Raw genomic sequence first — 12,545 nt, 5'->3', positions numbered from 1 at the left:
ATGCAATATTGACCATTTCGCCCAGGCTGTCCGAAATTTGATATCTTTACCCCCGTTACAGCCGGCATCAAATCCGCTGTTACCCAATATCAACCAAAGTCGTTTCATTTTCCATGACCAATGGAGGAACAGTGTACAATGATTAGTGAACAATATAAATGAAACCTTATAATACGTGATATGAAAGAAGGTGCCCAGTTTACCTCACTCCTGCTACAAGACCCGCTGCAACTAACAAATGGTGTGTTTCCCGAAACTGCTCCCATGCAGAAAAAATAGTATGCGCCGCTAACAGACCATTATCATGAATGAACATCCCCTACATAGTATGATAAACGTGCCGGCAGATGAAACATCACTGCTTGAACGAATCGCGTTGGGGGATGAAAGAGCATTCTCAGCATTATATCAACGTTACTGGAGAAAAGTTTTCACCTACCTCCTTCGTCTTACAAAATCGCGGGAAACAGCCGAAGAACTGCTTTCTGAAATATTCACCCGGTTCTGGATCAACAGGGCGGTAGCCTCCAGCATTGAAAATGTAGATGCCTTCCTGTCTAAAGTAACCTACAACAGGGCCATTGATTTCTTCCGGTTTGCCGCAAAAGAAAAAAAGATACAGGCATTAATTGCATTAGAATTGAACCGGTATCCCTCCCAAATAGACGACGGATACCTGTTAGAAAAAGAGTACAAAGCATTGCTCCGCGAGGCCATTCATCAATTGCCGCCTCAACGCAAGCTCGTTTTCACCCTCAGCCGGGACCAGGGACTCACCCATGAGGAAATTGCCCGGCAATTAAACATGTCGCCACACACGGTTAAAAAAACGATGTCCAATGCTATCAAATCCATCCGGGCGTTCCTCCGCAGGCACGGAGTAGACGGCTTGATCCTGGATATTCTTTGAACCCACTCACTGCAAATTCACTTTTTTTCTTACCCCGATACTACCACCTTCTCTTTTTTACGTCTGTTATGGTTACAGAAGGTAATTTAACATGAACCACCCACAAGAACGTTTACATCTTTTATTCGACAAATACCTGTCTGATTCCATCACAACGGTGGAGTTGGATGAACTCTGGATGCTGATACACTCCATGGATGCTGCAGCCGACTTTCCCGAAAGCATCAAAACTGCCTGGGGTAATGTCCCGGAGCAGGATACCACGGCCGATGTTGATGGAAACGGCATACTGGCACGCATACTGGAAAAACACGGGCAACCGGTGAACCGGCGGGTGATAGCGGTCTTGAAAAATAACTGGGGAAAAATTGCCGCGTCGATGTTGGTGTTACTCGGGCTTCGTTTACTGACGCACAAAACAGCCGAAGTCAGGCCGGTTATCACACCCCATGTAACTGTAACAGCCGGAAATAATAAGGCTGTGCTGACGCTGTCCAATGGCGAACACCTCCTGCTCAATGACCAGGCAACCGGTACTATAGCCAGGCAGGGTACCATGCAGGTAATAAAGAACAAGGATGGCTCCCTCTCCTACACGGGAAGCGGAAATAATAAATCGGGTGATACGTACAATACATTGACCATTCCGCCGGGAAGCCAATATCATGTTACCCTTCCCGATGGAACAGGTGTTTGGCTCAATGCCGCCTCCTCTATCCGATACCCTTTATCTTTTTCCGGGAATAAAAGAAAAGTTGACATAGATGGCGAGGCCTTCTTTGAAGTGGCACAAAATGCAGCAGTACCTTTCGAAGTTAATGCCGGCGCCATGCAGGTGCTCGTTCTGGGCACCACCTTCAATATAATGGCCTATAAAGACGAAAGCAGCATCAAAACAACACTGGTAGACGGTGCGGTAAAAGTTGTCAGCCGGGAAAGCAGCCAGCAGCTCAAACCCGGTCTCCAGGCCATCTTCCCCAACGGAGAAAATAACTTCCGAATCGTACCGGCCGATATGAAAGAAGTGCTGGCCTGGAAAGAAGGTGAATTCCGTTTTTATGATACGGATATCGCCTCTATTATGCGACAGGTGGCCCGTTGGTATGATGTAGAAATTGTTTACCAGGGAGCCATTCCGCAAAATAAATTCTATGGTGTAATTCCCCGGCAACATAATGTATCGCAACTATTAGAGGTCCTGGAGGTAACCCATCATGTTCATTTCAGGATCGATGGCAGGAAGATCATTGTCATGCCGGGACCAAAATAATTTTCTAATCAAACTAAAACGCCGATGACAGGGTAATCAACCAAAATGCCATAAAAAAGCCGGGGTGACTGGAACTCACCACCGGCTAACATTTCGGGCAAATCGCAAAATGATAAAACGGATTATTTCACATTTCAACCCAAAACCATACTAAGTTATGAAGTTTACTGCATCAGGCCAAAGCGTTTCCCCGCATTGGCCCTTAAAACTATGTACGATCATGAAACTTACTGTCTGGCTAATGGCCGCCGCGTTACCTATTAGCGCCAAATCCTTTTCCCAGCGGGTGACTATCAACAAAAAGAACTGTAAGCTCGAAGAGGTGTTTGAACGCATCAAACAGCAAACAGGTCTTTCATTTATGGTAGAGAAGGTATTGCTCGACAATGCCCAACCCGTTACATTACACGAAGAGAATGCGCCACTGGAGAAGGTGCTATCGGAATGCCTGAACTTCCAACAGCTGTCTTACCAGATCACCAACCAGGTAATCGTGGTAAACAGAAATACAGATAAAATAACGCCTGTGGCTTCGATAGCCGCCGCCAGTCTATTTTTCCCGGTATCCGGCGTAGTAACAGATCAAAAAGGAACCGCCCTGGTGGGTGCCTCTGTATTACTGAAAGGGAAAGATTTCCAGAAAGGGATGGCTGCCGATGCCCAGGGAAAATTTCTCCTGGAGAAGGTTCCCGAAGGTGATTATACCATCGAAGTATCCCTCATCGGTTTTGGAAAATACACCGCACAGCTACGTGTGAATGGCGCGACCCAACCATTGGAGATACGCCTGAGTGCTGCCAGCCAGGCGCTGGAAGAACTGGTGATCGTAGCCTACGGCAAACAAAAGAAAACCAACCTGACAGGATCCATATCAGCCATTACTTCCAGGGAACTGGATAACCGGCCCCTGACCAACGTGACCAACGCATTACAAGGCACCATGTCGGGTGTAACCGTTATGCAGAGCAACGGTCAGCCGGGAAAAGATGAAGGCACTATCAAAATCAGAGGGATAGGTACACTTAGTAACAGCAGCCCCATGATAGTGGTAGATGGATTGATCAGCTCCATGAGCGATGTAAATCCCAATGACGTCGAATCTGTTTCTGTACTGAAAGATGCCGCATCGGCTGCCATATATGGTTCCAGGGCCGCAAACGGCGTGGTGCTCATCACCACCAAAAAAGGGAAAAAAGGAAAGCTGCAGGTGCGGTACGATGCCTACCTGGGTAAACAGCATGCCACCAGGCTGCCCGAATTTCTCCCATCCTGGCAGCAGGCAGCATTCTATAATGAAGCCCTTACGAACGAAGGCGCTCCGGTGAAATGGACCGACAAAGACATACAGCAGTTCCGCGACGGCAGCGATAAAACCGGCGCGCATCCCAATACCGACTGGCTGGACCTGTTGTACCGCGGCAGCGGCATACAACACAACCACTATGTGAGCCTGGACGGAGGCGATGAAAAAACGCAATACATGGTTTCATTGGGATATCTCGACCAGGAAGGGATCATCAAAGGAACCAATAATAAAAAGTTCACTGCCCGTGTAAACATCAGTTCCAATATCAGTAAAAGAGCCAGTGTGTTTGCCAACATCGGCTATCTCTACTCCCCGTTCAATGAGCCAATCAGCTCCTACCCCGGCGCCTCCAGCCTGTCGCTTATCACCTTTGTCGCCAACCAGATATCTAATGTGGTACCTTATAAATTCGACAATGGGTACTACGGCTATGGCCCCAACGGAAATCCCATCGCCTCGCTGGAGCTGGGTTCGTTTAACCGCACACAACGCTATACCCTGACGGGAAATGCAGGTGCAGACATCCTGCTGGCGAAAGGGCTCCATTTCAAGCCCACCTTTGGATACAGGCTTAATATAGACCAGGGAGAGAAATTTGTAAAGGATATCCAGTTCTATGACCCAAACTCCGGACGGCCAACAAAATACCAGGGACCTAATAACCTTACCAACAGCTACGACAACACCTCCTATACCAACCTGCAAGCGATACTCGAATATAACACGCATTTGGGGGCTCATCATCTTGGCTTATTGGGCGGAGGGTCGCAGGAATCAACCACATACCGGGAAAATTCCATGTACCGGGAAAATTTCCTGAATAATGCTATTTCACAGATAAATGCGGGACCAACAGCAGGTCAAACCAGCAAAGGATTGACCAACGAGGTAGCACTCCGGTCTTTCTTCGGACGGTTCAATTATGACTACGATGAAAAGTACTTGTTTGAAGCCAGTCTGCGCTATGATGGCTCCTCCCGGTTTGCACCGTCAAACCAATGGGGCCTGTTTCCCTCTTTCTCCGGCGGATGGAATATTGCCCGGGAAAATTTCTTTGAGCCATTGAAAGACCTGGTCTCCGACCTGAAGCTGAGGGGTACCTGGGGAAAGCTGGGCAATCAGAACGTGGTGGGTAACTACCCCGCTATTTCAACCGTATCTCCCCAACAGGATTATTCCTTTAATCACATCATCGCTTCGGGGATAGCACCAATTACCGGCGCTAATGCAGATATCACCTGGGAAACCACCGCCACTACTGATTTCGGTCTGGATGCGTCCCTGCTACAGCATAAATTGACTTTCAGCGGAGGTTACTTTATCCGTAACACCACAGGCATTTTACTGCAATTGCCTATAGGAGCGCCTTACAGCCTTTCCGCACCCTATCAGAATGCCGGCGCTGTCACCAACAAGGGATGGGAATTTTCTGCCGGATACAACGGACATATACACGAAGTCAACTACAGCATAAATGCCAATGCTACTTTTATCAATAACCGGATCACCGATCTCAAAGGAAGCGGCCCCTATATCAGCGGTGGTACCTTCCAGCAGGTGGGGTTCCCGATTTATGCCTTCTATGGCTATGTTTGTGAAGGTATCTTCCAGACAGCAGAAGAAGTAGCCAAACACGCCAAGCAAACAGGCGGCGTAATCGCTCCGGGAGATCTCATGTATAAAGATCTCAACCACGACGGTAAGATAGACGGCGCCGATCGGACCTACCTGGGCAGTTATTTTCCTAAAACTACTTTCGGGTTTAATCTTCATCTCGACTGGAAAGGTGTTGACTTCGGCGCCTTCTTCCAGGGAGCGCTCGGTGTAAAGAATTATGTGCAGTCCAACATGCTGGGTGGTGTAGGCGCCAACAGTAATAAACCCACCACCGCCTTTCTTGACCGGTGGACGCCGGAGAATCATTCCACTACTTTCCCCCGCTTGTGGTTTTCTTACAAAAACAATGGACCCAGCAATATGCCATCCTCTTTCTGGATAAGGGATGCTTCCTATCTCCGTCTCAAAAATCTGCAACTAGGCTACAACCTGCCCAAAAAATGGGTACACCGCATCGGTCTTAATAATGTCAAGGTTTACTACAGCGGTCAAAACCTGCTGACATTCTCCAATTTTTATAAGTGGGTAGATCCGGAAGCTCCCCAGGCTGAATCAGGCTATAGCTATCCCCAAGTAAAAATTAATACCGTTGGGATAAACGTGCTCTTTTAATCAACAAAAATCATGATCATGAAATGTAACAAAATAATAGCTGGCTTATCCATCGCTGTAGTGACACTGGCAGGGTGTAAAAGAGATTTTCTCAACAAGGCCCCGCTGGATGCTTATAGTAATGGCACCCTGTGGACTTCCGTCAGCGACGCCACGGCCGCGCTCAACGGCTGCTATAATGGCTGGGAGAGCGGTTACAATATTATCTACAACGATTGCTTTACCGACAACGAATACGATCAATATCCCTGGGAAGGTTATGAGCCAGTAACACAAGGTAACGCCACTCCCGTAAACACAGGATCTGCCAATAGATGGGATTTCAAGACCATTCAAAAATGCAACTGGTTCCTCGAAAATATTGACAATGCCCCTATCGATCCGGCATTGAAAAAGAGGATGAAAGCAGAAGCCAGGTTCCTGCGAGATTATCAATATTTTGCTATGAGCCAGGTATATGGCGATGTTCCACTGGTATTGCATACCGTATCAATAGACAGCGCCAACCTGGTGCGTCAGACACCACGGCAGGAAATAATAAAATTCCTGCTGGCGGAAATGAATACCATTGCCGGCGATCTGCCATTGAATTACGCCAGTGCAGACCAGGGGCGGATTACCCGGGGAGCGGCACTTGCCCTGGCCGCACGTATCCAGTTGTTTAATAATGATTACACAGGTTGTATTGCCACCTGTAAACAGCTCATGTCTTCTCCTTTCGCCTACGATTTATATAACGACTACAGTGATCTGTTCCGTCCTTTAGCGATGGGTAACTCAGAAGTAATACTCGATATACAATACCTGAAAACATACAACACCTTTGATGGCCTCGGCGTGCTGCCCCCGAATTCCAAGAGCGGGCAAAGCTCTGTTGCCATCACCCAAAACCTGGTGGATGCGTATGAAATGAAGAACGGCAAAACCATTGACGACCCTGCCTCCGGGTATAATCCCGTACAACCTTATACCAACCGGGACCCACGACTGGATGCCACAATACTGCGTCCGGGGTTAAAATGGGAAAACAGCTATTTCGATCCCCTGGGAGAACAGTCGCCTGATTATTATCAGAACGGTAACTGTCCGCCTACCGGTTATATCTGCAAGAAATTTATCTCCCATTTATCAGAAGATTTTGATGATATCTGGAATGTGGGATTGAACTTCATCGTTATTCGCTATGCGGAAATACTCCTCTCCTATGCAGAGGCGAAAATAGAAGCGGGACAGATAGATGCGTCCGTGTATGAAGCCATCGATAAAGTACGTATACGTGCGGGAATGCCGGCTGTAGACCGCACCGTCTATAACAACCAGGCCAGCCTCCGGAAACTGATCCGGCGTGAACGTAGAGTGGAGTTTGCATTGGAAGGTTTACGCTGGTATGATATACAACGCTGGAAAATTGGAGAAGAAGTCATCAAGGGACAAGTGACCGGTTCCCTGAAAGGTACGGTAGACCCGAGCACCGGCGCATTGACGCTCGACCCGTCATCCAGGATAACGGTGGGCAGCCCACGCAATTTCGATCCCGCCAAACACTATCTCTGGCCTATCCCTCAAAAGGAAATCGATTTGAATAAAAACTTGAAACAAAATCCCAATTACTAGTCCGTGAATGCTGGAAGATGGCGCATGTAGTGATAGTGCTGCGCGACGTACAAAGAAGCCGGGTCAAGTCAGCACCGGCTTCTTTGTTTACTCCGGTAAATTATCAACCGTTGATATGAAATATTTATATGAAAGTTTCACCTTTCCTCCAGATCAATCATTTACGGTGAAGAAAGATATATTCGGAATGACCGCGTGCAATACCTTTCAAAGCCATGTAAACTTTGAAATTATATTATTGGAGAACTGCCGGGGAAGAAGTCTTATCGGGAATCACATGGCTGATATTAACGGGCCGCAGCTGGCACTTTTAGGCAGTTATCTGCCGCATTGCTGGCAATCCCGTCGGCAACAGGATCACACCCAACTTCCCACCGCTTACATCGTACACTTTTCCCCTTATTTTATGGGTAAGGAATTCCTGGAAATGCCGGAAGCTAAGGAATTAAACATATTGTTTGATAAGGCCCTGGGAGGTATCCTGTTTACCGGAGATACCATTATCAGCGCCCGGGTAATTCTGCAGCAGTTGTTGGAAGCTACGGGCTTTCTAAAAATTATCCGGATGATAGCGCTGCTGGATCTGCTGGCGAATTCGAAAGACTATACCGTGCTGGATTCCCCTCTTTCAAAAATCTGGAAAACGGCCGCGCAGGAGCAGCGGATTACGCAGGTTTTTGATTATATATACCGGAATTTCAGGAATACGATCTCCCTGGAAGAGGTGGCAGCGGCCATTCACATGACTGCCAGTGGTTTTTGCCGTTATTTAAAAAAAACAACCAACAGAACATTTGTCGAGATTTTAAAAGATATACGTATTTCTCATGCTGCTAAACTATTATTGACGGGTAACTATAATATATCAGAGGCCTGTTATCAAAGCGGGTATAATAACCTCTCTAATTTTTACCAGCATTTTAAAGAAGTAAAAGGACTACCTCCCAACAAGTTTCTAAAACAGTACCGGGCATTCCAGGAAATTGATTAAAGCAATTCCATATCCAGTTGCCGGTAAGGAGAAAGAAAATGATTATCCGGCGCCAGTTCAGTGATCAAATAGTTGATCTGGTTAAGGTCGCATACTTTCATGCGTTGAGAAGAATTCAGTTTTTCTGCGATGCTCATGATCGCCAATTTTTTGGCAGCGCGGATCATGGCTCTTTTCACCTGCACTACTTCCCAATCAGAGTCTGTCATTCCATCCTGTACGGAGAGGCCGTTGGCGCCCAGCAGGCAAAGGTCCACTTTAATATCTGCCAGTTGGTTGATCACACTTGCGCCCATATGTACATGTGAGCTGGGGGAAAGCTGGCCACCAATGCTAATAACGGTAAGATTGCGGTGTTCCACCAGTTCCAGTGCTACCAGTGGGCTGATCGTAAAAAAAGTGGCGCGCAGGTTGTCGGGGATACTTTTTGCCAGTTCAATCATGGTCGTGCCTCCGCCGGTAAGTACCACCATATCATTCTTCAGGAGCTTAATGATCTTTTGGGCTATCTGTTGCTTGGCTGCCTGGGCATACACAGCATTATCGGCATTAAACGGATAATGAAAAGAGCGGCTGATAGCGCCGCCATGTACTTTTAATACCTTCCCCTCCTCCGCCATCTCTTTCAGGTCACGCCTCACCGTATCTTCCGAAATGTTCAGCATAGCGCTGATATCTGTTGACAATACTTTATTGTGGAGATTGATCTGCCTCATGATAAAGGCCTGACGTTCGTCTTTCAACATTAGCGGAATATGTTTTTAAACCGGCACAAATTTAAAAAAAAGTAATCCAATCTGATTATGCGTGTTTTAGCAGGTTTCAAATATAATAAAAACGCGTTTAAACAATTATTAATACAAAATATCGCATTTGTGTTTTATATTCATGCATTAAAACGCAAATACCTGCAACAAAATTGCAGCGAAGTAACGTGAGGTAGCAACCTGTAGACCAATAAAAATCTAAACTTGTACGCAATAAAATATTGTAATTCAACATTTTGTTAGCATTACCGCTTGTTCAACCAAAATTCAAACCCTTCCAATATGAAAGAAAGGATACTTATCACTTTCGCCTTCCTGCTGTTTTGTGCCGGTTCATGGGCCCAAAGTATATCCGGTACCGTGATAGATAAAAGCAGCCAGGAACCTATCATAGGCGCCACTATTTTAGCCGGTAAAACCGGTACTGTTACCAATGCAGAAGGAAAATTCAACCTTCGGGTACCCGCTGGCATTACCACCTTACAGGTAACATTTGTGGGTTACAAATCACAGACGCTTCCTTTAAGCATTGCAAAAGAATACCGGATCGCAATGGATCCTGATGAACATTCGCTGGACCAGCTGGTAGTGGTAGGCTACGGCACCCAACGAAAAGCTAATCTCACCGGGGCTGTGACCACCGTAGATGTTGCTAAAACCATGCAAAGCAGGCCCATTACGGATCCATCCAAAGCCTTGCAGGGGATTGTACCCGGCCTCAATATCACCTATTCCAATGGAGGACTTACCCAATCGCCTGCCATCAACATTCGTGGTGTTGGCTCTGTGAACGGAAGCGGGCGCCCGCTGATCCTGGTCGATAACGTAGAAACGCCCGACCTCACCATGATCAACCCCGACGACATCGAAAGCATCTCCGTCCTGAAAGACGCTGCCTCTACTTCTATTTACGGAGCACGCGCCGCTTTCGGAGTAGTGCTGATCAAAACGAAAACAGGCCTGCGCAATATGCCTACCAGGGTACGTTACTCCAACAATTTCGCCTGGAGTACCCCTACTGCCCTGCCCAACTTTGCAGACCCTGTAAAAGAACTGACAGGGCTATACGACGCCGGCGTGCGTGCAGGTACTACCTCGCCCGAGTTATTTGGCATGCAACTACTCAAGCTACGTGACGGTATCCAAAATTGGCAGCAGAAATACGCAAATAACCGCAAAGGCATTGAAATGGTGCCGGGAGAAGATTTTGAAATTGATCCCAATGGCGGCCCGTCTTATTTCTACCGGGTATGGGATGCGAAAGATATGATGCTAAAAAAATTTACACCGCAGCAAATCCAAAACATCAGCGTACAAGGCGGCAGTGAAAAGATATCCTACTATATGTCCGGCGGATTCAGCAACTCCGGCGGCATCCTGAAAATGAATCCGGATAACGTAAAAAAATACAACATCACCGGTAGTGTCAACGCATCTGTTACCAAATGGCTGGACCTGGACGTACGCATGATGTACCGCAACTTTGAATACGACTATCCCTACCAATACCAAAACTACTTTCAATATATGTGGCGCTGGGGAGCGTACTTCCCCTATGGCACCTACCAGGGAAAATATTTCCACCACACGCCGGGATACCTGGCAAACGCCAATACCAGCACCGTTACCGACAATTATACGCGCGTAAACCTCGGCGCCACCCTGAAGGTGACAAAAGATCTGAACGTTCGCGCAGAGTATACGATCGGCCGCGATAACATTACCCGTCATGAAGTAGGCGGTAAGGTAATGGCATGGGATTTTTGGGCTGCCGGTATGCCGTTTACCAATATTGCTTCAGCCTCACAGGATGTGGTAGGTTATGCCGCCGGCAACTATAAAGTGAACACCTTTAACCTGTATGCTACCTACGATAAAAAGCTGGGCGCCGACCACCAGCTGAAATTTATTGCGGGCATCAATGCGGAAGATGTTGATACACTGAACTACAGCGCCTACCGCCGCAACCCATTGGATCCGACTAAAGCGGAAATTCCGCTGGCCAGCGGCGACCAGCTTGTATCGGGCAGTCACCTGGCCAATGCGTATGCAGGATTTTTTGGCAGAATCAACTATAGCTACAAAAATAAGTGGCTACTGGAATTGAATGGCAGATACGATGGCGCCTCCTCTTTCCCGCTGGCCGACCGGTGGGCCTTCTTCCCATCGGCCTCTGTTGGATACCGCCTTACAGAAGAACGCTTTATGGACCCTTTCAAAAAGGTGTTGTCCGATATGAAGATCAGGGCATCTTACGGTTCCCTCGGCAACCAGGACATGGGCGGAAAATGGTACGTCCCTGCCATGACCACCAATACGCAGGTTAACTGGATGAATGGTGGGAACTATGCTTCCGGCGTAGGGGCTCCCCGTGCGGTAGCAGCATCCCTTACCTGGGAAAGAGTACGTTCTCTCGATATTGGTACCGACATCAGTTTGTTTAATAATCATATAGGCGTTACCGTTGACTGGTACCAACGTAATACCGATAATATGCTTACCAACAAAGCGGTACCGGCCACCTTTGGTACAGATGCCCCCCGTGAAAATGATGGCGCCCTTCGCACCCGCGGCTACGAAATTGGAATAGATGCTAATTATAATATCACAAAAGAATGGGCATTCTATGGCTCCGTTGCTTTCTGGGACAGCAAAACAATGTTTACAGAATGGAATAACCCGTCCGAATTATTATCCCTGAACTATAAAGGAAAGATGCTCGGAGACATATGGGGGTTTGAAACAGACCGTTATTTTACGAAAGATGATGACCTCAGTAAGCTGCCCGACCAGTCGAAACTGGCAGATGGTAACTTCGTATTTGGCCCCGGCGATGTTAAGTATAAAGACCTCGACGGTAACGGCGTCATCGACGGAGGCAAGGTTACCCGCAGCAACCACGGCGATCTGAAACTACTTGGCAACTCCCTTCCCCGTTATCAGTACAGTTTTCGCCTCGGCAGCACCTACAAAGGATTTGATATCGATGTATTGTTCCAGGGCGTCGGCAAAGTAAATTACTGGGGCCTCGGAGATGTAACCCTGCCCCTGTACCGCGCCGGTGATATCATGTATGAACACCAGCTGGATTACTGGACGCCTACAAATACCAACGCTTATTATCCGCGGCCATATCCCGGCAATGCCAATGGTAAGATCTCCGGCTTATTATCCGGCGGCAACAATTTCTATCCACAGTCGAAATACCTGCTGAACCTCGCCTATCTGCGGCTGAAAAATATCACACTGGGATATACGCTGCCCACCAGTATAACCAAACAAATCCACCTGCAACGATTACGGATATACGGCAGCGCACAAAACATTGCCACCATTTCCAACGTAGGCGTGCCACTGGACCCGGAAATCACTACCGGCGAAGGAAACATCTTCGGCAGAACATGGCCATTTCAAAAAACCTGGTCATTTGGATTACAGGTCACCCTTTAAACTAACAA

The 12,545-nt window shown here is 47.5% G+C and carries 7 protein-coding genes; 6 read left to right on the top strand and 1 reads right to left on the bottom strand.

The genetic code is table 11. The features are described 5' to 3' along the window. The first annotated feature begins 304 nt into the window (after window positions 1-304). The 5 genes from HGH90_RS25910 to HGH90_RS25890 all read left to right on the top strand — a co-directional run bounded on the left by HGH90_RS25910 (window position 305) and on the right by HGH90_RS25890 (window position 8,320). A complete protein-coding gene (locus HGH90_RS25910) occupies window positions 305-910 on the top strand; it encodes an RNA polymerase sigma factor (RefSeq protein WP_168762658.1) in 606 nt (201 codons plus the stop codon). Window positions 911-1,001: 91 nt separating this feature from the next. Next, complete coding sequence (locus HGH90_RS25905; protein WP_168762657.1) at window positions 1,002-2,180, top strand: FecR family protein; 1,179 nt, start codon at window positions 1,002-1,004, stop codon at window positions 2,178-2,180. A gap of 220 nt (window positions 2,181-2,400) precedes the next feature. Then, complete coding sequence (locus tag HGH90_RS25900) at window positions 2,401-5,715, top strand: SusC/RagA family TonB-linked outer membrane protein (protein WP_169192216.1); 3,315 nt, start codon at window positions 2,401-2,403, stop codon at window positions 5,713-5,715. A gap of 18 nt (window positions 5,716-5,733) precedes the next feature. Beyond that, complete coding sequence (locus tag HGH90_RS25895; protein WP_168762655.1) at window positions 5,734-7,329, top strand: RagB/SusD family nutrient uptake outer membrane protein; 1,596 nt, start codon at window positions 5,734-5,736, stop codon at window positions 7,327-7,329. Window positions 7,330-7,444: 115 nt separating this feature from the next. Beyond that, window positions 7,445-8,320 carry an AraC family transcriptional regulator gene (locus tag HGH90_RS25890; RefSeq protein WP_168762654.1) on the top strand — a complete coding sequence of 292 codons (876 nt, stop codon included), beginning with the start codon at window positions 7,445-7,447 and terminating at the stop codon, window positions 8,318-8,320. On the opposite strand, the gene HGH90_RS25885 is transcribed toward HGH90_RS25890, so the two are convergent. Continuing rightward, window positions 8,317-9,066 (bottom strand): DeoR/GlpR family DNA-binding transcription regulator, encoded by a 750-nt coding sequence (locus HGH90_RS25885; protein WP_168762653.1) that lies wholly within the window; start codon window positions 9,064-9,066, stop codon window positions 8,317-8,319. The two genes, HGH90_RS25890 and HGH90_RS25885, sit on opposite strands and share 4 nt — an antisense overlap. 303 nt (window positions 9,067-9,369) lie before the next feature. On the opposite strand from HGH90_RS25885, the gene HGH90_RS25880 reads away from it, so the two are divergent. Continuing rightward, entirely contained in the window at window positions 9,370-12,537 is a 3,168-nt protein-coding gene (locus tag HGH90_RS25880) for a SusC/RagA family TonB-linked outer membrane protein (RefSeq protein ID WP_168762652.1), read from the top strand. Window positions 12,538-12,545: the final 8 nt, after the last annotated feature.

The sequence above is a fragment of the Chitinophaga sp. Ak27 genome, assembly GCF_012726295.1.
Classification (GTDB): Bacteria; Bacteroidota; Bacteroidia; order Chitinophagales; family Chitinophagaceae; genus Chitinophaga.
This window is presented reverse-complemented; position numbering and strand designations above follow the sequence as displayed.